Below are 21,457 nucleotides of genomic sequence, written 5' to 3'. Positions count from 1 at the left end.
TCTTCCTAACTTTTAAAGACTAATAATGTGCCAACATATGCGGCGAAAAGGCAGACCACAACATTTAATGCGATATTTAGCATCGCTTTAAATAACTCACCCTGTTGCAATAGCAGTAAATTATCCATTGAAAACGTTGAAAAGGTGGTTAATGCACCTAAAAATCCAACGCCAACTAACGGCCACCAGGGAGATGCCGAAATGGTTTCCTGCTGAACAAGTTGAAAAAGACAACCCATAATCAACGAGCCAATGATATTGACCGAGAGTGTAGCAAATGGAAAACTTTTTCCAAAGAGGCTTATTACTCCAATTCCGATTAAATAGCGTAATGTCGCCCCAATCGCTCCCCCGCTGGCCACCAAGGCTAGATTTATAACCATACTATTCATAAAAATGTCTCATACTCTGTCTCTGTTGCACTATTAACACCCTATAAAAATTATCCCATAAGCGATATAATTACTAATAACGTTTATTATTACTTTGCTGGTTTAACTCATCTAAATAATTAAGTTTGGCGGCAATTTGCTTTTCAAAACCACGATCTGTTGCTCGATAAAACTTAGTGCCCTGTAAGGCTTCCGGCAGATAAACTTCACCGGCAGCAAATGCGCCGTCTTCCTCATGCGCATAACGATAACCTAAACTATGGTCAAGTTCCTTCATTAATTTAGTCGGTGCATTACGAAGATGTAATGGCACTTCATATTCAGGAAAATCTTTCACCGCTTGCTTAGCATTGGCAAAGGCCGTATAGACGGCATTACTTTTAGGTGCACTGGCGCAGTAGACAATCGCCTGAGCAATTGCCCGCTCACCTTCATAGGGTCCAACGCGGGCAAAACAATCCCAGGCATTTATTGCAATTTGCATCGCCCGCGGATCGGCATTACCAATGTCTTCCGATGCAATTGCTAATAACCTGCGCGCCACATACAGCGGATCACATCCACCAGCGAGCATACGCGCATACCAATAAAGTGCAGCATCGGGATCTGAACCACGCACTGATTTATGAAAGGCCGATATTAAATCGTAAAAAAGATCCCCTTTTTTATCAAAGCTAACCCCTTCACGACCTGCTATCTCCTTTAAGAGATCTAGATTAATGGATAAACTTTGCTCAGAATCAATGGCCATATCTGCCAATAATTCGAGATAATTAAGGGCTTTTCTGGCATCCCCTTGTACAAGTTGCGCTAATTTTTCTTTTACATCACCCACAAATTGAATGTTTTTATTTGCGAGTCCATCGACTGAAGAACAAGCCTGATCAATCACAGCGATGATTTCAGCTTCACTGAGTTTTTTTAATAAATAGATCCGCGCTCTGGATAACAATGCATTATTGAGCTCGAAGGAAGGATTTTCCGTCGTTGCACCAATAAATAAGATAGTGCCATCTTCAATATAGGGCAGAAAAGCATCCTGCTGGGCCTTGTTAAAACGATGTACTTCATCAACAAACAACAAGGTACGAATACCATTAGTGCGATTTTGTTGGGCAATTTCAATCGCAGCACGTATTTCTTTAATCCCCGAGGTCACCGCCGAAAGACGCTCTACATGCGCATCACAGTAGGATGCTATTAATTCTGCTAAGGTTGTTTTACCCGTACCGGGCGGACCCCATAAAATCATGGAGTGCGCAGCACCATTTTCTAATGCATTGCGTAACGGTTTACCGGCACCGATAATATGTGCCTGGCCAATGTAATTTGAAAAAAATTTTGGCCGCATTCGTGCCGCTAATGGCTGAAAATCATTATTAAATTCAAAAAGATCTTTCATTAACGTTGATCATCTATTTCAACACCTGCTGGGATGCTAAAATCAAAAAAGCCTTCCACCCAGGGCTTAGATAAGACTTTATGACTCAATTTAAACTCACTGCGTTGTCCCAGCGCTTCAATAACCACAAACTTGCTAACCTGACTTGATTTATTAAACTCAAAGATAAAAGATCTATCCTGAACGGTGCCGGCAATATTCTTGACGATGAATTGATCATTAACTTTATTTACCTGATAGTCAGCCCATTGCGACTCATTAGCCCCGGAAAGCAGTATAAAGGGGGTGCCTTGTATTGCATCACTTAAATTAAGCAGGGTGACCTGTTCAATAAAGGGACTGTACATCCACATGGTTTGACCATCGGAGACAATTAATTCCTCTTCTGGCATAAGCACTTCCCAGCGAAATTTACCCGGACGCGAAATAGCTAACATGCCCTGACTATCATCTAATATTTTGCCTTCCGGACTGCTCACTTGTTGTGAAAATTCAGCATTAATAAAACTAAATTTGGCTAATTTTTCTTTTAATAATTGACTATCTGTCGCTGCCGAAACAGCAGAAGACAAAAATGACGTTAACAAGATGGAAATGACAATAACTATTTTTTTCATACATTAATCCTTAACGGGAGGCGGAGCGAGAACATCGCGATTACTATTGGCACCTGATGGTGCACTGATCACACCTTGTGCTTGAAGTTGATCCACCAAACGCGCCGAGCGATTGTAACCAATTCTAAATTTACGCTGAATACTTGATATTGATACTTTACGAGTTTCGGTAATAAATTCAACTACTTCATCAAATAAAGCATCAATCTCGTTAGCACCTTCAGCTTCCTCACCAGGTAACAACATATCTAAGCCACTGTCACCATCGATGATCTCCTGTACATAATTCGGCTCACCGCGTTTTTTCCAATCCGCAACAACACGGTGGACTTCATGGTCATCAACAAAGGCACCATGTACACGTGTCGGCACGCCAACCCCGGGTGGCATATATAACATATCACCGTGACCTAACAGGGTTTCAGCACCCTGCATGCCTAAAATAGTCCTTGAGTCGATTTTACTCGAGACTTGGAATGCAATTCGAGTAGGAATGTTTGCTTTAATTAAGCCGGTGATAACGTCTACCGAAGGACGCTGTGTCGCTAAAATTAAGTGAATGCCGGCGGCACGTGCTTTTTGTGCAATACGGGTAATTAACTCCTCACATTTTTTACCCACAATCATCATCATATCGGCAAATTCATCAACAACCACAACAATGCTGGGTAATTTTGTTAATTCAGGGGCAGTCAAATCCATACTATCCCCCTCTTTCCAAAGAGGATCTGTTAATGGCGTGCCCTCATCGGCCGCTTCTTTTACCTTACTATTAAAACTGGCTAATGTACGGACACCAATTTCAGACAAAAGTTTATAACGGCGTTCCATTTCGCCAACACACCAGCGTAATGCATTTGCCGCATCCTTCATATCAGTAACGACTTCCGCTAATAAGTGCGGGATCCCTTCATAAACACTTAATTCGAGCATTTTAGGGTCAATTAAAATCAAACGTACATCTTCAGGCGTTGATTTATATAACAAACTGACCAGCATACAGTTGACGCCCACAGATTTTCCCGAGCCCGTTGTACCTGCCACTAAAAGATGCGGCATTTTAGCAAGGTCAACCACCACAGGCTGTCCGGAAATATCAGCTCCAAGCACCATACTTAAAGGAGATTTACTTTCTCTAAATTTTGCACTGCCCAATACTTCCGAAGAATAAACAATTTCACGATGTTTATTAGGTAACTCTAAGGCAATGACCGACTTCCCGGGAATTTGATCAACCACTCGCACACTCATTGCGGACAAGGCACGTGCTAAGTCTTTTTCTAAACCGCTCACTGTGCTCACTTTCATCCCGGGTGCTAAAGAAAGTTCAAAACGTGTAATAACAGGTCCGGGTAAGACATTAACCACTTTAGCTTTAATTTTAAATTCAAGTAATTTAGCTTCAACTAAACGTGCCGCAGTATCCAGCTCTTCCTTTGAGATGGGATGAATTTTTTTATCGGGCCGATCCAACAGGTCAATACTCGGAAAGGCAGCCATATTTTCTTCCACTGGTTTCCGTTTAATAGCGGGTTTGGCATGTTCAGGAAGATGGTCAAAATTATTTTTCGGGGCTATAGCAGGTTTGGCTTTGTCTACGACCGGTTGCGGGTTGACTGCTTTTTGTGGTGTGGATTCAGTGATAAAAGCAGGAATGTTTTCTATTTCCGGTGATGTAGATGAAAAGCTGTGTAAATCCTTTTTATCGTCTTCCACAGCATCGATATCAAAGGGCGCATCAAAATATTGTTGATCAATATCTGAATCATCAATGTCTGAATAATTAAAATCTGAATCATCAGGGCCACCAGAAACCTTCTCAACAGGCTTTTTTTTAGCCACTACATCAGAAGAAGCTGGCTGTTCAGCCACCGTCTTCCGCTGTTTTTTTGTAACACCCCAATCCGGCTCTTTTTCATTAAGCCGTGAGATTTTTTCTGCCTTGCGCTTTTCTTTCCAAAGAGAAAAGCGTTCTGGCAATGTCATTAACCAAGTAACAAAAATAATAACAAAAGCGCCCGTACTATCGATTAAACTAAGCCAGGAAAAACCGAGTAAAAAGGTTATGCCTGAAACAAGCAGGGTTAACAGGATAAAATTCATTGCTAACAAACTAAAAAAACCTGACATACCTTGCGCGATAATGTCACCTACCAATCCACCGGAGGGATAATAGTGATAATCATCAAAGTTCAGAGAAGCTAATGCAGTGGTACTAAAGACAGTAAAAATAAACCCGATAATACGTAATCCCAGATTTAAAAAATCCATATCCAAACTAAATTTTGGTTTCCATAAAAAAAACCATGCAAAAAAAGCGATCAGTACGGGAACAAAATAAGCGAGTAATCCAAAACCATAAAATAGAATATCAGCTATCCAAGCCCCCACCATACCACCAGCATTTTGAATTTCTGCCACCCACTGTTGCTGTGACCAACTCGGATCAACGGGGGAAAATGTAAACAATGAAATGCTAATAAAAATGGCGACAAACGCACAGACAATGATGCCAACTTCTAATAATTTTTGTGCACCGGAGAGCCGGTTAAGAAAGTTGTTTTTCGACAAAAGAGTTATCCTGTTATAAAAAAGTAGTGAAACATTAATTTAGTTTATTTAATCCAGAAAGTCATCGGGAAGCTGGTGACGTAAATGCAGCCAAATTTTTCCACTGGCGAAAGCCGAATCGCGAACAACCTGCATGATCTGATGTATTTCCCCTTTCTCTAATACAATTTTAATGTCAGCGTAAAAAGCCAGAGCAATAGATTTAGCCTCTGTATTTGAAAAATAAAAATAGCCAACCCGGCGATACAAGTCCTGTAACCCATTAAGAATCAAAACATAAATCATATTATTGGAGGAAACAGCGACATGGTGATAAAAACGGTAATCAAATTCAGTAAATTCTTCACTGCTGGCATCAATTGAAGGTACTTTATCTAAAAAAGAAAGCACACTTTTTGTATTATGCTTTGCAGCCATGCGTAAAATAATGGCGCTAACATTAGTACGTACTGACATCAGTTGGTCAATATAATCTGCCCGCCTCTCAATATCAAGGCGGGTAATAGTACTTAACACATTTAAACTTGAGGTTTCCCAAAAATCATTTACTTTCGTTGACTTACCATGGCAAATTGTAATCCAACCATCCTTTGACATACGCTGTAAAACCTCACGCAGAGTAGTGCGCGTCACTCCTATTTTATCAGCAAGCACTCGTTCAGCGGGCAATGCTGAATGTATTGCAATAGTGCCATTCCAAATAGACTCTATCAAATACTGTTCAGCTATGTCTGCAGGCCCTTTTACGTTTTTTATCATTTAAAATCCCCCTTACTTTTATCTTTCTATAGTAACACAGAGGTTAATAGACAAAACAGGTCGTTTATCTTTGTAAATCAAGCATCAACAATCAAATGTAATACCCGAACTAAAAATAATAATCTGTTTGTGAATACTCTTATGGTCGCTTTATTGTAGCTGCTTAACGACTTAACAATATTAAGATGACAGTGGATTTTATGTTTTTAATAACAAGTCATAATTTAAAAGATAAAAACGAGACCACATACCACGAATAAAGAGCCTAAAATCAGCAATGACGCAGTTGAATCTCTTTCCATTTAGCACTTCTAAATGCTAAAGTTATGTTACTCTTTTTTGTGATATTAGGAATCTTTGTGTTAACAATTTTAAAAGCGATTTCCAAACAGCGTTGGTCTTGGTTACTATTGGCAGCAAGCGCGCTATCCCTTGAATTATCTGCTTTATATTTTCAGCACGTTATGCAACTTGAACCCTGTGTTATGTGTGTTTATGAACGCCTTGCCATGCTTGGAATTTTATTGGCGGGTTTAATAGGCGCCAGTTCGCCAAATAATGTTTTTATTCGTTTGAGCGCTTTTTTATTATGGGGGATAAGTGCCGTTTGGGGAATTTTATTAGCAATAAAACATACGGATTATCAACTGCACCCTTCTCCCTTTTTCACCTGTGATTTTTTTCCTAATTTCCCGGCATGGGCACCTTTACATGAATGGCTGCCATGGTTATTTAATCCAACGGGTGACTGCTCCGATATTGTTTGGCAATTTTTAGGTTATTCTATGCCGCAATGGTTAATTGTTAGTTTTTCACTCTATACATTGTTATTTATTATTTTTGCCATCAGCGCTGTGCTAAAAACTAAAAAACAATTATTCTAGCGTTGGGTTATAAATTCTAAAATCAGCTCACAGTTTGCCCTGTTATATTTTCTGCTGGAGAAAACGATTAGCGACTTCGACTTACCGTTTTCTATACTGTTCAATATTAATCAATAATTACCGAATCTAATCCTTCATTTAGGATTAGTTTTCAGTTCTGTTTAGGCCCGTATTTTTCTTTAAATAAATGTTCATTTTCTTTAAAGGCATTAATACAGGCCAGGCAGATACATGATTTATCAATCAACCCTATCGGTAGTAAAGCTGTTAAGGACTTGGGAATCTGAACCTCAAAACACCAGCAAGCTGATTCACTTTCGGCACTACATTTATTAACCCCATTGCAAAATGGGCATAAAGTTTTACTGTTATTAAAAGCCACAATCAGTTATCCCTCTTTTTTGCTGAAGCTAAAAGAGAGACAGCGTCCTGCATTATATCGGGAAAAATCAACTCCATATATGCTTATATTAAATTGATTAAACAGCTTACTATTGCAATAGAGAAATCTTTTTTGGCCCTTCTTTAGCGCCCGGCCCTGATGACTGTTTAACACTTGCAAATACAAAGGTTAATTAATATCCGCAATATTTTGCTTTAACTTGTGTTTATTTAGGCAGATCTTTACAATGCATGTATTACGGGTAAGTACGGAAAAAAAGATGAACAGAAAGAAAAAATTAAACAGTATTCTTGATAAACGCATCAAACGAATGAATGCCAAAAAGAATCCGGCTTTAAAACCTAAATATGTTTCTAAAGCAGAGCGTGCAAGAATAGAAGCATTAGAGCAGAACAGCGAATCACAAAACGCAGTAATGACTGAACAATAATCAGAATTGTTATCAATTATAGTGAATAGACCGAAAAAAACAGTTCACTTTTAATAACGAGATTGTTAGTCTATAGACACTTAATAAATAGAGAATTATGTAACCATGAAAAAAATCACCCTGAAATCACTGCACCATCATATTATCTAATCTTTCAGGATCTTATTCTTGGGAGAATTTTTGCGTTCTTCCAGAGGTTACCAATAAAATAAACCCCCGGAAGTCCGCCTCCCGAGGGTTTTTTAGTTTTTAAGACAAGGGAAATAAGAATGCCAGAGCAACGTTTAAGAATTGCAATACAGAAGAAAGGTCGTTTAAGTGAAGATACCGTTAAGTTATTAAAAGCTTGTGGTGTAAAAGTTAACCTCAATACCCAACGCTTAATTGCGCACAGTGACAATATGGCCATTGATATTCTGCGCGTGCGCGATGATGATATTCCAGGCTTAATAATGGATGGTGTGGTTGACCTTGGTTTTATCGGTCAAAATGTACTTGAAGAAGAAAACATGATGCGGACAGTGGCAAAAGAGCCAACCGCACACAAAGTAGTTAAAGAACTCGCTTTTGGTGCCTGTCGTTTCTCCATTGCTGTTGATCAGGATTTTGATTATCAAGGTGCCAAATCACTGGCCAATTTACGCATTGCAACAACTTATGTTCATATCCTTAAGCGCTTTATGGAAGAACAAAATATCCCTTACACATCTTGTATGTTAACTGGCTCTGTTGAAGTGGCTCCGCGTGCAGGCCTTGCCGATGCAATTTGTGATCTGGTCTCAACCGGTGCAACGCTTGAAGCAAATGGTCTTAAAGAAGTTGAAGTTATCTATCGTTCAACCGCGGTTTTAATACAGCGCGCAGACCCCTTAAACCAACAAAAACAAGATTTAGTTAATCGTCTTTTAACCCGTATTGATGGTGTACAGTCAGCTAAAGAATGTAAATACATTATGTTACATGCACCAACGGCTAATTTAGAAGCAATCAAATCGCTATTACCGGGTTCAGAGCAACCAACAGTCATGCAACTTTCAGGCAGCAGTGACCATGTCGCCCTGCACGTGGTAAGCAAAGAAAACTTATTCTGGGAAACAATGGAGCAGCTTAAAACCTTAGGCGCGAGCTCTATTCTAGTGTTACCCATTGAAAAAATGATGGAGTAGATATGCAAACTAAGATGAGGACAGTTAACTGGTTAGATTTATCCAATAAGCAACAAGCACTACTGCTTACTCGTCCTGCAATGGCGGATTCTGCCGGACTGAAAACAACCGTCTCTGAAATCATTTCTGATGTTCGTATTAAAGGTGATCGCGCCCTTTTAGATTATACTAAACGTTTTGATAAATTAGATGGCGAAAACTTTACCATTTCAGAAGCGCAAATTCAGCAGGCAAGTGCACGTTTAGGTGATGATATTAAAACAGCTATCCGCACCGCTTATAACCACGTGGTTATATTTCATAAGGCGCAAGTGCAGGATGTAATCCGTGTTGAAACCATGCCGGGTGTGGTTTGTGAAATGCACACTCAAGCCATTGAATCAGTCGGTCTCTATATCCCAGGTGGCAGTGCCCCACTGCCCTCAACGGTTATTATGACCGGAGCACCTGCGCAAATTGCCGGTTGCAGCCGCTTAGTACTGTGTACGCCACCTCCCGTGGCCGATGAAATTTTATTTGCCGCCTCACTGTGCGGCGTAAACGAAATTTACACTGTAGGGGGTGCACAGGCAATTGCCGCTTTAGCCTATGGCACAGACACCATTGCCTCTGTTGATAAAATTTTTGGTCCCGGCAATGCCTATGTTACGGAAGCAAAACGTCAGGTAAGTAATGATTTTGCCGGTGCCGCCATTGATATGCCGGCAGGTCCTTCGGAAGTACTGGTCATTGCAGATGAGAATGCTAATCCCACTTTTATCGCCGCAGACTTGCTCTCTCAAGCTGAGCATGGCCATGACTCACAATCTATATTAGTGACTCCAAGCCTTGCTGTTGCAGAGCAAACCGCCATTGAGATTAAGCAACAATTAGCTGTTTTAGAACGTCGTGACATCGCAGAAAAGGCATTAGCACACAGTGTTAGTATCATTTGTAAAGATATCCAGCAGGCATGTGAAATTTCCAATCGTTATGCCCCGGAGCACTTGATAGTTCAAACAGCCAATCCAAGAGCTTTACAGCCAAAACTTAAAAATGCCGGTTCCATATTCTTAGGCGCCTGGACACCTGAGTCAGTGGGCGATTACGCCAGTGGGACAAACCATGTTTTACCTACTTATGGTTATACCCGTACCTATTCAAGTTTAGGCTTAGCAGACTTTGTTAAACGTTATACTGTGCAGGAATTGACTGAAGACGGCTTGCTTAATTTAGCCCCTACGGTGACCTGTCTTGCAGACGCAGAAGGGTTAACGGCGCATAAACGTGCTGTTACTATCCGTGTAGATAAATTAAACAGTACAAAATAACAGTACAAAATAATCGCCTGTAATAAAGTTAACTTTTAATAATTTTGGGCAAATGTTGAGTGTTATAAAACAGGCACGCTAACATTTGCCGCGGACATCAGAAATTATTTGCTAGGGAATAAAATACATGAGCAGCATCAAACACCTTGCCCGTGAAACGGTGCAAGCATTAACACCTTACCTTTCCGCACGTCGCATTGGTGGCACGGGAGACGTTTGGTTAAACGCGAATGAATCTCCAGACTGCAGTGAATATCAACTCGACTCGAGTAAACTCAATCGCTACCCTGAATTTCAACCACATTCATTAATTACAGCCTATGCCGATTATGCTGCTGTTAAACACAGCCAAGTTTTAAGCACCCGCGGCGCTGATGAAAGTATTGAAATACTGATCCGCACTTTTTGTGAGCCCAGTGCAGACAGTATTTTAATCTGCCCACCAACCTACGGCATGTATGCAATCAGTGCTGAAACCTGCGGTGTTGCAATTGAAGAGGTCGCCTTAGCAGATAACTTTGATGTTGATTATCAAGCAGTTGAAAATTCGGTAACAAAAGTCGACAGTCAGGTTAAATTAGTCTTCCTATGTGCGCCTAACAATCCCACTGGTAATATACTCGACCGGCAGAAACTGATCGCATTGCTGCAGGCAACAAAAGGCAAAGCGTTAATTGTCGCGGATGAAGCCTATATTGAATTTTGTCCCAAATTAAGCCAGGCAGATTTGATTGCACAATATGAAAATCTGGTTATCACCCGAACCCTGTCAAAGGCTTTTGCCCTGGCTGCTATCCGTTGTGGTTTTACTCTGGCACAGGAATCGGTTATTGAGATGTTATCAAAAGTCATTGCGCCTTATCCGGTTCCAGCCCCCGTTGCACAGATCGCCACGCAGGCACTATCAAAAGACGGCTTGGCGGTTATGTTTGAGCGCGTAAAAATACTTAATAACAACCGCCAACTGTTACAAGATGCACTGCAGGACATTGATTGTGTCACAGAGATTTTTCAGGCAACCGGTAACTTTTTATTAGTGCGCTTTAAAGACTCAGTAAAAGTATTCGCAGCCTTTGCCAAAAATGGCATTATTATGCGCGACTTTGCCAATAAGCCACGTTTAAAAAACTGTATTCGCATTACTATCGGCACAGAAGCTGAAATGCAGGCAACATTAACCACCTTAAACTCGCTATAGGAAATAAATAATGAGCAAACAAAAATTTCTATTCATCGATCGTGATGGTACTTTAATTGATGAGCCCATCAGCGACAAACAGGTTGATAGTTTAGAAAAATTAATTTTTGAACCCTATGTCATCCCGAGCTTACTGACATTACAAGATGCAGGTTATATTCTGGTGATTGTATCAAACCAGGATGGTCTGGGAACCGACAGTTATCCGCAGTCTGATTTTGATATTCCGCAGAATAAAATGATGGAAATTTTTGCATCTCAAGGTGTAAAATTTGAAGCCACTCTGCTTTGTCCGCACTTCACTACGGATAACTGCAGCTGCCGTAAACCCCATTTAGGGATAGTCAGTGAATACCTGAAATCAGGACGCATCGATTTTGCACATTCCTATGTTATTGGCGATCGTATTACCGATATCCAGCTTGCTGACAATATGGGCATCACCGGCATTATGTACAACAGAGAAACCGGTGGCTGGAATGCGATTGTTAAACAGTTAACCAGCCAAGGGCGTATTGCCTCCGTTACCCGTACAACCAAAGAAACTGATATTAATGTCACCTTAGATTTAGATCATACGGGTGAAAACCATATTGATACCGGCATGGGCTTCTTTGACCATATGTTAGATCAAATCGCCACCCATGGTGGTTTCCAAATGGATGTACAGGTTAAAGGTGATTTACACATAGACGATCATCATACGGTTGAAGATACCGCGCTTGCACTTGGTGAAGCCTTTAAAAAGGCACTCGGAGACAAACGTGGTATTGGCCGTTTTGGATTTGTTTTACCTATGGATGAAACAAAAGCCAGTTGTACATTGGATTTATCCGGCCGCCCATACCTTAAATTTAAAGCGGATTTTCCGCGTGAATTAGTCGGTACTATGTCAACGGAAATGGTTCAACATTTTTTCCATTCCTTAACACAAGCGATGGGCGCAACCTTACACCTTGAAGTTGAAAAGGGTAATACTCACCATATGGTTGAAGGTTTATTCAAAACGTTTGGCCGTACCCTTCGCCAATGTATACAAGTTGTGGGAACCGACTTACCTTCAAGCAAAGGTGTTTTATGAACATAGTCATTATTGATACGGGTTGCGCTAACCTCTCTTCGGTTAGGTTTGCCATCGAACGTTTAGGCTATAGTGTCACCGTCAGTAAAGATCCGGCCATTTTACAGCAGGCAGATAAGCTCTTTTTACCCGGTGTCGGCACTGCTAAAGAGGCAATGGCTAATTTAATTGAGCGTAATTTAGTTGAACCAATTAAAAGCCTGACCCAACCTGTTTTAGGGATCTGTTTAGGCATGCAGATGTTAGCGGATGCCTCGGAAGAAGGTTTTGGTGATCAACCTATTATTGAAACACTGGGAATAGTTGAAGGCCATATCGAAAAGATGGATGTTGCGCCGCTACGCTCTCCCCATATGGGCTGGAATCAAATCACCCCTAAACTTGATGAACCTTTATTTAAAGATATTCCTGCGGGCAGTTACTTCTACTTTGTGCACAGTTATGCCCTGCCAGTCAATGAAAATACCATCGCCAGTTGCGAGTATGGTACGCCGTTTACTGCGGCCGTTAATAAAGATAATTTTTACGGGGTACAGTTTCACCCCGAACGCTCCGGTAAAGCTGGCGCCCAACTGATTAAAAACTTCCTGGAGCTTTAAAATGATTATTCCAGCACTCGATCTTATCGATGGCAAAGTCGTGCGTTTATATCAAGGTGATTACGCACAAAAAACAGTTTACAGTGACTCCCCGCAAAGCCAGTTTACTATTTATAACCAGCAGGGAGCCGATTGGTTACATCTGGTTGATTTAGACGGCGCGAAAGATGTGACTAAACGCCAGCTAAAAGTGATCGCCAGCCTGATAGCTAACACCCCCGCTAAAATTCAGATTGGCGGCGGTGTACGCACCGAGCAGGACGTACAAGATCTGTTAGATGCTGGCGCTCAGCGGGTGGTTATTGGTTCAACAGCTGTTAAAGAACCAGCAATGGTAGCCGGTTGGATGAAAAAATACGGTGCGGAACATATCGTACTGGCACTGGATATCAACATCGACGCACAAGGTAACAAAATTGTGGCGGTTTCCGGCTGGCAGGAAGCAAGTGGTCAAACAATTGAATCTCTGCTAGAGACTTACTTAGCAGTCGGCTTAAAACATGTGCTTTGTACTGACATTTCCAAAGACGGTACCTTAAGCGGCTCAAATGTCTCTCTTTATAAAGAAATGGCCGCAGCCTACCCGCAAGTAGCCTGGCAGGCATCGGGTGGCATCGGCTCATTAGATGATATCGCAGCGGTTGCCCGCTCCGGCGCATCGGGCATGATTGTCGGTCGCGCGCTGCTGGAAGGTAAATTTACCGTTAAAGAGGCCATTTTCTGTTGGGAAAACGCATAATTTTTTGCCTTTTACGTAAATAACTATCAGCACACAAATAAAAAGCTGTAATCCCTTTAAAATAAAAGAATTACAGCTTTATTACAGGATTGGAACTCCGACAGACCAAAAACACAAATCACCTCGGATAGTGAACAACACAAAAAATAACCAAGCCATATTTAAATTAAAAACCAAAAACCATCGGCATTTTAATCAGCCCCTTCATTAGTATATAACTCAACAAAGGCAGAAACTGTGGACGCTTTTATTTCCAAGCAGATTGATAACTCAGCATTAAGATCACACCCATGGACGAGTATGGTATCCGATGATAGCAGTGTATATATAGACTTTAAACAACAACCTAAGCTTATCCGTAGCGCTATCGAAGATCTTATCCCCTTTAAGAAATGGGGGTTTGTCGAACAGTTTTATGCTCTGATAGAATGGGTAAACGGTCCACGTTCATTATTGGAAAGTAACGATTGCGTGTTTAATCCGGCAGAAAATAATTCTGATCAGCAATATCCTTACGCGAAAAAGTGCAGTGCACGGTTAATGGTCTTGTTTCGTGATATCCCGGAGAACTGTCAGGCGAAAAGTATTGATTGGTTGATCCAAAATATACTGCAGCATGTAACGACAACTAAACCTGGATTTAAAGCTGGCGCTATTTGTTTATCCCAATCACCGACCTGTTATTTAGTCTTGGGTAATCAACCTGATACTGGCGGTATAGGTCATCAAGTGACCTTAACCTTTTTTGCTTACGGCAAAAATGATCGACGCTGTTATGAGAATATGCAGGAAGTATTATCAATTGCGCAAAGTAGTTTATTGCGAGTCAATAAAGGCATACAAAATGGAGAAGTTGATGCACTCTATGGTGCATCATAATGCAGGATCTGCTGACCTTTCTGATACAAATTTTGTTCAATCAAAAGTGTTCTGAGTAAGGCAGGAAAAGTGAAGCATAGTTATTCTCTATAAATGACAAATAACTTAGCACAGAACGCTTTTATATGCCCCCGAAGGGCAGCATTTGTGCACACGATCCTATGCGCTATGGCCTGCTTATGTAGAATAACAGCACGACCTAATTAGATGGTGATGCCAATGGCTGATTTTTCAGCGCGTTTTGAGGTTTGAATAATCATAAAGAGAATATAAATAGAAGATACAGCTGCAAAATAGCACCACACCGAAATAAGTGCATCATTAAAATACAGTCTGGTCAGTAATAGTGAGGACAGAGTAATAAGCCCCAAAATCTTTACATGAGCATTGCTGTTCAATAACAAAGGCACAATAATGATCAGGGGATACAAAATCTGCAGAAAAATAATCGGCACATAACCGTCATGCAGCAGCCGTGCGCTGTAGTGAATGGAATGACCAACAATGTCGACTGTTAGCCAATCTTTATAAAGGAGTAATGGCACATACATCGACAAACCGTGAGCCAGCCCTAAAATCGACAGGAGAGAAAACAGCTTTCTTTTGAGTGCACTTGGTTCAATGGAATAACAACATAAAGGGATCCACACCAGCCAGAAAAAGAGGGAGAAAAAATTAAAACCCAACGCTGCGAATCGAGTAGCCAATGCATCACCCGACGCGAGACCTAGCCAGACAAAACCTTCTAAAGTTTGCTGCAAGCCGAACAGTAAAGGTGTTAACGCCAACACTCTAAAACCAGAAGGTAGCGTGGCTGCCCTTTTGATTGAGTAGATACCCACGGGGACTAACACCAATCCCAGACTGATACTTGCTGTTGCTGAAAAGCACATAAATCGCCCTGAATTTTATTTATCCTAAACAGCGAAGACCATTTAAGAGTGATGAGAGACTGTAACCCTGCAAGTCGCTTGACGCGCCAATGCCTTGCCCACCAATGTGTATAATGGTGCTGCTTTTCTTTTAGCAAAAACTGCATGTGTAAAATACACTGAGTCAATAACTTAACGTCTCACCAACTCAAATCTTGGTTGCCCCTTACTCGCTCAACCTTCCATACAATCTAATATAAATTTAGGCAATATAGATTTAGGTAATAGTGAGTTAAGTAAGATCAATAATGAGTTAAGTAAGATCAATAATGAGTTGATCCAAGTAGAATGACACATTGAAAAAAACCAAACAACATAATCCACAGGGCTGTTATCTAGTATAGTCTCTTCCCGATGTGCAACAAATATTGTATTTTGACCTTAAACAGATCTAATCTAATTTCTTCCTAAAGCTCTAACAATAACAACATAGGCGCCTCTGTGAATTTATTTTTATAAAATATTTTACCCTTTAGACAAGTTGAAAAACCTCTATAAATAATTTTCATCCTCTCTCTCAGCTTGACCTTCCCCCAAGGGTAATGGCTAAACTTGCTTTCAAGATGACAGTCGAAACCCTCTTAAAGGCAGTGTCCGTAATCTTCAAATTATTGATATATAGTCTGACCTGTACGGGAGCGATAAGGATAATAAGTAAATAATATTGGCAGCATTTTCTAAGTAAAAAAATAAGGAATAAATCATGAATGATCTCAAGCACCGAGTAGGCGTCAAAGAAGTTAATTTAGTTATCCGAAAACTTCAATTAAAAGGGTTAACCGAATTTAACCAGGAGAAAATAATCTTCGAAATAGATCAAGCTTTAGGTATTGAGAATGTCACGCTTGATATTAAAGATGGCCTGCTGAAGATTGCCTATGATGTAACGCATATTAATTTAGACACCATTAAACATCTCGTAGTTAAGCACGGTGCTGAATTTTCAGGGGGTTGGTGGAACCATTTCAAAACAGGTTATTATAAATTCGTCGATCAAAATATGATAGAAAATAGCAAACATAAGCCATCTTGTTGCAGTCGACCACCAGCCCAAAGCATCAAACACAAATAACGAGCAGGTTAATTGTGTTTTGTTAAAAATCTAAAATAGATATTTAACAAGCAATAAGTTAAAGCGGCTTAGTTTAGAAGAAATTAAAAATTGATTAGCATGACACACACAAATAAAGACAGAATAAGCACTGCTGGATAGTTTAAAAAAACATCTCCCTGATATGTTGATCCTATTGAAATTTTCACACCTGCACAACGGTTTCGCTCTATATATTATATAAATGAAAACAGCGCTCTAAGCGCTGTTTATATGAAATTATCCGTTCAAAAATGCTTATTTCTTGGGGAAATGATATTGGTTATAGACCGACGTTTTTCCGTCTTTTCTAAAGGCGATGACTTGATAGGGATCCGTATTGTTAGGTACGTCCATGCCAAGTGATGATGCTGGCATACCCGGAACTGCTATTCCTGTAATGCCTGGTTTCTCTTTTAATAAACGTTGAATATCATCAACCGGCACGTGCCCTTCTAGCACGTACCCGTCTACTATTGCAGTATGACAAGCTGCAAGATCCTGTGTGATTCCATGAGCTTTGTGCAGTTGATTATTATTGGCTTGCTCTATCACTGTTATTTCAAAACCCGCCTTTTCAACTTGTTCAGCCCAAGCTGTACAACAACCGCAATAGGGTGATTTATATAAAGTCATTTCGGTTGCAAAGGCACTGCTCGCGAACAGAGAAAGGGTAATAAAAAGTGTTTTAAATTTATTCATAAGATTGTCCATTTTAATTTTAATAATAAGTTTTTATTTCGTAAAGAGTTACGTCAAAGAATAAACAATTGGGGGTCGAAATAAACGCGATCTATGCTGCCTAAGCAGATAACTTTTATAGTCAACAAAAGCGGCACGATCAAAAATAAGTGTGTCATTTGAAACATTTAATCGTTCCAACGAAAAAAATAAAAACGAGACTGTTGAACAAGGGTTATTCGCACTATTATCGATAATCTCATAACACAAGCAACTTTCAATTTCAGATCTTGAATGCTCAGTTACACGTTCGGCTTGCACTGAAAAAAAAGCCATAAAAATGAATGGGAATATTAATAGACTGCGTAAAGTTCGTTTCATAAAATTGCAAAATGAGGTTATATACAAGAACAATACCCCCTCCCCTTAGGGCAATGTCAAAAGTAAAAGTAAAATATTTAGTAAAATAAGTAACTTCAATACTGACTTATCTGCTTTTGCAGATTATAAAATATCACCAATCCTACCCTTAAAAAGCCATCAGGAGAAATTTATTACCGTGAAATTCAGCTCAACCATTGATACACTTGGGCCAACCGCTTAAGCAGGCGTTTATACGCCAATCACTTGAAGATCCAGATTACTGCATCTTCAAGTAATTGGCGTATGTGATAGGCAAGCGAAGTGAATCGAAATTTGAACCGGATTCGGAAATGAGACCTTATGTTTGGGAAGCTCATTGGCAGTTTTAATAAACAAAGATCCAAAGGTACCGATAAAAGGACTAAAACAGTCCTGATTAAAAGAAATAAGTTATTAAATGTACCCCGAAAGCCTACAAAGCAATGATGAATAATTATATACTTGACGGATACTTAAGCAATAATATTGTCGCTAACTAATATTTTTGTATGCAAATATGATGCTACTTAAATTACACAGAAAAAAATATTGGATAACACTTTGAAATATATAAAATTACTACATAAGAGGTCATCATGTTAGCAAAGCGCATAATTCCCTGTCTTGATGTCAAGGACGGGCAGGTCGTAAAAGGCGTGCAATTTCGTAATCACGAAATTGTCGGTGATATTGTCCCTCTCGCTAAACGTTACGCAGAAGAAGGCGCCGATGAATTAGTCTTTTACGATATAACTGCCAGCTCAGATGCACGCGTCGTTGATAAAAGCTGGGTAAGCCGTGTCGCAGAAGTGATTGATATCCCTTTCTGCGTGGCCGGTGGTATCAAGACTATCGATGACGCTCGACGTATTTTAGAGTTTGGCGCAGATAAAGTGTCCATTAACAGCCCGGCGCTTGCAGATCCCAGTTTGATTAATCGCCTTTCTGAAAAATTCGGCGTGCAGTGTATTGTTATCGGTATTGATTCCTACTTTGATAAGGAAACGGGTTTATACCAGGTTAAGCAGTTTACCGGTAATGAAAAGGCAACCTTGACCACCAAATGGAATACTTTTGATTGGATTAAAGAAGTACAGTCTCGTGGGGCAGGTGAAATCGTGCTTAATGTGATGAACCAGGATGGCGTTCGTTGCGGTTACGATATCGATCAACTCACTCAGGCACGTGCAGTTTGTAATGTACCGTTAATTGCTTCTGGTGGTGCCGGTGAAATGGTCCATTTCGCCGAAGTCTTTAAGCAGGCAGATGTTGATGGTGCTCTGGCTGCGAGTGTATTCCACAAGCAGATAATTAATATTGGTGAGTTGAAAGCTTACCTTAAAACACAGCAGGTAGAGATAAGATTATGAACAAAGCGTTAATGAATGAACAACAGCTTACAGCATTAGATTGGGAAAAAGTTGATAACTTGATGCCGGTTATTGTGCAAAATCGCACCTCAGGCAAAGTATTAATGCTGGGTTATGTAAACCAAGAGGCATTAACTGCAACCCTTACAAGTGGCAAAATGACTTTTTTTAGCCGTACCAAGCAGCGTTTATGGTGTAAAGGGGAAGAGTCAGGTAACTTTTTAAATGTGCTGGAGATAAGCACCGACTGTGATAATGACACGCTGTTGGCAATAGTTGATCCCATTGGTCCTACCTGCCATCTGGGAACAGAAAGCTGCTTTAAGGGTGAATTACAACCTGCGCTCACTTTTATCGCCGATTTAGAAAAAGTAATAGCGGGTCGTAAGAATGCTGATCCAAAAAGTAGCTATACTGCAAGTCTATATGCACGAGGAACAAAACGCATAGCCCAAAAAGTGGGAGAAGAAGGTGTTGAAGTTGCACTTGCTGCGATGGCCAAAGATATGGATGAATTAACTTGTGAAAGTGCTGATTTGTTATATCATCTAACCGTTTTATTACAAAATGAAGGTTTACAACTTTCTGATATTGCAGATAAATTACAGGAACGTCATACTGATTAATTTGTAAATTTTCAGAGAAAGGTTAATGATAATAATCTCTTCATTAGCCTTTTTTACCACCACAATTTATTCCAATTGGTTATATACATTTCGACAAAATAAACAGCCAATACTAACATAAATAAAATTTAGACCTGAATTGAAAAACTACAATACTAATTTAAATCAACGACTAAAAACTATGCATATCTTACAACATGATCACTTAATTATTTCTTTTAGTACAATAGACCGATAGAGACATTTCCACTTAATCAAATGCTTAAAAAATTAAGTAATAAATTGAATTAAGACATTTGAATAATAAATCCTTATTAAGACTGAATACAATACAGCTATATTTGATATTAACTGCTAATGTGAATTAACCCTATAATAGGTACTATCTAAAGTTTCAATGTTATTACATGGAGATACACATGGATAATTTCACCTTTTTTAATAATACACGTATTCATTTTGGCGAAGGTCAGATTAGTAAAGTCACATCTGAAATACCAAAAGACAAGAAAGTATTAGTACTTTATGGCGGGGGGTCCATTAAAAAAAACGGTGTATATGATCAGGTTAAAGCAGTTTTAGCTGATTATAATTGGAGTGAATTCTCAGGCATTGAGCCAAACCCTAAATATGAGACTTTACTTAAAGCAGTCGCAATCATCAAAGCGGAAAATTTTGATTATCTGTTAGCCGTTGGCGGAGGTTCCGTTGTTGATGGTACAAAATTTATTGCCGCAGCTTGTAGATTTGAAGGTCCTGAGCCTTGGGATATTTTAGAAGCGCAAGCGGTGGTTAATAGTGCACTTACCCTAGGGTGTATATTAACCTTGCCGGCAACAGGATCTGAAAGTAACGGAAACGCAGTTATTACACGAGAACATAACAAACTTGCATTTAATTCACCACTAGTTTGCCCCGCTTTTGCTATTTTGGATCCAACAACAACATTAAGTTTATCACCACGTCAGAGTGCTAATGGTGTTGTTGGAGCCTTTGTTCACGTTATGGAGCAATACCTAACTTACCCGGTTAATGCAAAAGTACAAGATCGTTTTGCAGAGGCTTTATTATTGAATTTAATCGAAGAGGGTCCCAAAGTATTAAAAACACCGGACGATCTGGCCGTAAGATCGAATATAATGTGGAGTGCAACTCAAGCATTAAACGGTTTAATTGGTGCCGGTGTACCACAGGACTGGACATCGCATGGTATTGGCCATGAACTTACCGGTCATTATGGTATTGACCATGCGCGTAGCTTAAGTATTATTTTACCCGCTGTAATGAAGATATGTCGAATCGAAAAAGAGGAAAAATTATTACAATATGGAGAAAGAGTTTTTGCTATTACTGAAGGTGCAATAGATCAACGCATTGATCAGGCAATTGCCCAAACGATTAATTTTTTCACCATAATGAATGTCCCAACAACCCTGAATCATGCAGGGCTCGAAAGAGCTTCGATTGAAGTTCTCTTAAACAGCTTAAAAAAGCATGGTATGGTTGCATTAGGGGAAAGTCGGAACAATGATTTAAGCAGGTCGCGTAAAATTTTAGAAGCAGCCCTGTGAGCTTTAACTGCACATCAATTCAGGTCTGCACAAGATTTCTGCAGGCCTATCAACAGACTACTTAACACGCATCAAACTATGCCGATAATTGTCAAACTCTATGGTGAGTACCTGTGAACATTGCATCTTATCTACTTTTTTAATACTTTCTGCTAAATAGCCTTTGTCACTCATCCACTGCATAGGCGTATCGAAACAATCTTCGTTTACCAAACAGGTATCATTAAAAACACTCTTTTTCTGCTGATCGCCTTTTTGTATACTAACGACCCAAATTCGCTGTTGGAACTCTTGAGAAGATTGAAAAGCTTTTACGAATCGTTTCCAACCTAGTTTGAATAGTCTAGACATAGTT

22 protein-coding genes and 1 other annotated feature are annotated in these 21,457 nt (G+C 39.9%); of the genes, 13 read left to right on the top strand and 9 right to left on the bottom strand.

From position 1 onward, the window contains the following. Positions 1-5: 5 nt before the first annotated feature. From crcB to fadR, 5 genes are all read right to left on the bottom strand, one after another. Positions 6-392: a fluoride efflux transporter CrcB gene (gene crcB / locus PING_RS08725; RefSeq protein ID WP_011770018.1), complete on the bottom strand. Its 387-nt coding sequence runs from the start codon at positions 390-392 to the stop codon at positions 6-8. 73 nt (positions 393-465) lie between these two features. Beyond that, the gene (locus PING_RS08720) at positions 466-1,794 is read right to left on the bottom strand and encodes a replication-associated recombination protein A (protein WP_011770017.1); all 1,329 of its coding nucleotides are present in this window, start codon (positions 1,792-1,794) and stop codon (positions 466-468) included. Next, positions 1,794-2,411: an outer membrane lipoprotein chaperone LolA gene (gene lolA / locus PING_RS08715; protein WP_011770016.1), complete on the bottom strand. Its 618-nt coding sequence runs from the start codon at positions 2,409-2,411 to the stop codon at positions 1,794-1,796. The genes PING_RS08720 and lolA overlap by 1 nt, the downstream gene beginning before the upstream one ends. Before the next feature lie 3 nt (positions 2,412-2,414). After that, complete coding sequence (locus tag PING_RS08710; protein WP_011770015.1) at positions 2,415-4,982, bottom strand: DNA translocase FtsK; 2,568 nt, start codon at positions 4,980-4,982, stop codon at positions 2,415-2,417. Positions 4,983-5,030: 48 nt separating this feature from the next. After that, the gene (gene fadR, locus PING_RS08705; RefSeq protein ID WP_011770014.1) at positions 5,031-5,741 is read right to left on the bottom strand and encodes a fatty acid metabolism transcriptional regulator FadR; all 711 of its coding nucleotides are present in this window, start codon (positions 5,739-5,741) and stop codon (positions 5,031-5,033) included. 326 nt (positions 5,742-6,067) lie between these two features. On the opposite strand from fadR, the gene dsbB reads away from it, so the two are divergent. Beyond that, positions 6,068-6,625, top strand: a complete 558-nt coding sequence (gene dsbB / locus PING_RS08700; RefSeq protein WP_011770013.1) for a disulfide bond formation protein DsbB — start codon at positions 6,068-6,070, stop codon at positions 6,623-6,625. 151 nt (positions 6,626-6,776) lie between these two features. Here the strand turns inward: dsbB and PING_RS21825 are convergent, their stop codons facing one another. Beyond that, positions 6,777-7,007: a cysteine-rich CWC family protein gene (locus tag PING_RS21825; RefSeq protein ID WP_011770012.1), complete on the bottom strand. Its 231-nt coding sequence runs from the start codon at positions 7,005-7,007 to the stop codon at positions 6,777-6,779. 280 nt (positions 7,008-7,287) lie between these two features. Between PING_RS21825 and PING_RS19905 the strand changes: the two genes are divergently transcribed. The 8 genes from PING_RS19905 (at position 7,288) to PING_RS08660 (ending at position 14,430) form a co-directional block, all read left to right on the top strand. Continuing rightward, positions 7,288-7,458 (top strand): DUF2986 domain-containing protein, encoded by a 171-nt coding sequence (locus PING_RS19905; RefSeq protein WP_083761741.1) that lies wholly within the window; start codon positions 7,288-7,290, stop codon positions 7,456-7,458. A gap of 125 nt (positions 7,459-7,583) precedes the next feature. After that, positions 7,584-7,705: a sequence feature (His leader region), on the top strand. A 22-nt stretch (positions 7,706-7,727) separates the two neighbouring features. Continuing rightward, positions 7,728-8,624 (top strand): ATP phosphoribosyltransferase, encoded by an 897-nt coding sequence (gene hisG / locus PING_RS08690; RefSeq protein ID WP_011770010.1) that lies wholly within the window; start codon positions 7,728-7,730, stop codon positions 8,622-8,624. Positions 8,625-8,626: 2 nt separating this feature from the next. After that, positions 8,627-9,934, top strand: coding sequence for a histidinol dehydrogenase (gene hisD, locus PING_RS08685; protein ID WP_011770009.1), 1,308 nt, complete (start codon positions 8,627-8,629; stop codon positions 9,932-9,934). 127 nt (positions 9,935-10,061) lie between these two features. Further along, positions 10,062-11,132, top strand: coding sequence for a histidinol-phosphate transaminase (hisC, locus tag PING_RS08680; protein ID WP_011770008.1), 1,071 nt, complete (start codon positions 10,062-10,064; stop codon positions 11,130-11,132). 10 nt (positions 11,133-11,142) lie between these two features. After that, positions 11,143-12,213, top strand: coding sequence for a bifunctional histidinol-phosphatase/imidazoleglycerol-phosphate dehydratase HisB (hisB, locus tag PING_RS08675; RefSeq protein ID WP_011770007.1), 1,071 nt, complete (start codon positions 11,143-11,145; stop codon positions 12,211-12,213). After that, a complete protein-coding gene (hisH, locus tag PING_RS08670; RefSeq protein ID WP_011770006.1) occupies positions 12,210-12,812 on the top strand; it encodes an imidazole glycerol phosphate synthase subunit HisH in 603 nt (200 codons plus the stop codon). Before hisB ends, hisH begins: the two co-directional genes overlap by 4 nt. Before the next feature lies 1 nt (position 12,813). Then, complete coding sequence (gene hisA, locus PING_RS08665) at positions 12,814-13,551, top strand: 1-(5-phosphoribosyl)-5-[(5-phosphoribosylamino)methylideneamino]imidazole-4-carboxamide isomerase (protein WP_011770005.1); 738 nt, start codon at positions 12,814-12,816, stop codon at positions 13,549-13,551. A 237-nt stretch (positions 13,552-13,788) separates the two neighbouring features. Then, complete coding sequence (locus PING_RS08660; RefSeq protein ID WP_041766258.1) at positions 13,789-14,430, top strand: hypothetical protein; 642 nt, start codon at positions 13,789-13,791, stop codon at positions 14,428-14,430. Positions 14,431-14,633: 203 nt separating this feature from the next. On the opposite strand, the gene PING_RS08655 is transcribed toward PING_RS08660, so the two are convergent. After that, positions 14,634-15,323, bottom strand: a complete 690-nt coding sequence (locus PING_RS08655; RefSeq protein WP_011770003.1) for a DUF6629 family protein — start codon at positions 15,321-15,323, stop codon at positions 14,634-14,636. A 742-nt stretch (positions 15,324-16,065) separates the two neighbouring features. Between PING_RS08655 and PING_RS08650 the strand changes: the two genes are divergently transcribed. Beyond that, a complete protein-coding gene (locus tag PING_RS08650) occupies positions 16,066-16,434 on the top strand; it encodes a hypothetical protein (RefSeq protein WP_011770002.1) in 369 nt (122 codons plus the stop codon). 276 nt (positions 16,435-16,710) lie between these two features. On the opposite strand, the gene PING_RS08645 is transcribed toward PING_RS08650, so the two are convergent. Then, on the bottom strand, positions 16,711-17,154 hold the full coding sequence (locus PING_RS08645; protein WP_041766254.1) for a DUF411 domain-containing protein: 444 nt from the start codon (positions 17,152-17,154) through the stop codon (positions 16,711-16,713). Positions 17,155-18,131: 977 nt separating this feature from the next. On the opposite strand from PING_RS08645, the gene hisF reads away from it, so the two are divergent. The 3 genes from hisF to PING_RS08630 all read left to right on the top strand — a co-directional run bounded on the left by hisF (position 18,132) and on the right by PING_RS08630 (position 21,102). Then, on the top strand, positions 18,132-18,905 hold the full coding sequence (gene hisF, locus PING_RS08640; RefSeq protein ID WP_011770000.1) for an imidazole glycerol phosphate synthase subunit HisF: 774 nt from the start codon (positions 18,132-18,134) through the stop codon (positions 18,903-18,905). Next, positions 18,902-19,531, top strand: coding sequence for a bifunctional phosphoribosyl-AMP cyclohydrolase/phosphoribosyl-ATP diphosphatase HisIE (hisIE, locus tag PING_RS08635; RefSeq protein WP_011769999.1), 630 nt, complete (start codon positions 18,902-18,904; stop codon positions 19,529-19,531). The genes hisF and hisIE overlap by 4 nt, the downstream gene beginning before the upstream one ends. A 419-nt stretch (positions 19,532-19,950) precedes the next feature. Continuing rightward, on the top strand, positions 19,951-21,102 hold the full coding sequence (locus PING_RS08630) for an iron-containing alcohol dehydrogenase (protein WP_011769998.1): 1,152 nt from the start codon (positions 19,951-19,953) through the stop codon (positions 21,100-21,102). A gap of 57 nt (positions 21,103-21,159) precedes the next feature. On the opposite strand, the gene PING_RS08625 is transcribed toward PING_RS08630, so the two are convergent. Beyond that, positions 21,160-21,453 (bottom strand): hypothetical protein, encoded by a 294-nt coding sequence (locus tag PING_RS08625; RefSeq protein WP_011769997.1) that lies wholly within the window; start codon positions 21,451-21,453, stop codon positions 21,160-21,162. Between the last annotated feature and the right edge of the window lie 4 nt (positions 21,454-21,457).

This window comes from Psychromonas ingrahamii 37 (genome assembly GCF_000015285.1).
In the GTDB taxonomy this organism is placed as follows: Bacteria; Pseudomonadota; Gammaproteobacteria; order Enterobacterales; family Psychromonadaceae; genus Psychromonas; species Psychromonas ingrahamii.
Note: the sequence above shows the minus strand (reverse complement) of the source record. Positions and strands in the feature narration are given on the sequence as shown.